The 318-nt window shown below is 52.8% G+C and carries 1 protein-coding gene; it reads right to left on the minus strand.

All coding sequences use genetic code 11. From position 1 onward, the window contains the following. Positions 1–8: 8 nt before the first annotated feature. The coding region (locus tag AC1RO3_RS08975; protein ID WP_481764078.1) for a hypothetical protein at positions 9–318 on the minus strand (310 nt) is incomplete at its 5' end.

Below are 318 nucleotides of genomic sequence, written 5' to 3' on the forward strand. Positions count from 1 at the left end.
CTTGCCATTCAATCGAAGAACTTCTCACGCACCGTTTCTGGGTAGTACTGCACAACCGGATGAACAACCCATTTACCGGTCTCTTTGTCCTTCTTACCGAATACGTCACGGATGCCTACCTTCGCCCCCATAGACTTGAGAATGGATGCAAGATACGGTTTCGAGTTCTTGGTTGAGCCTTCGTAGTCCCAGAACGCGATCAGCGGGACGTTCTTGTTCACGGCGTTGACCATGACCATTAGGGCCAGTGTGGTCTTTGCCGTCTGCTCGTCACCGGCATGTGTGTACATCGCTGGACGGATACCACCACCGTACAGC

The organism is Dellaglioa sp. CoH-57-MRSF-19 (assembly GCF_056781975.1).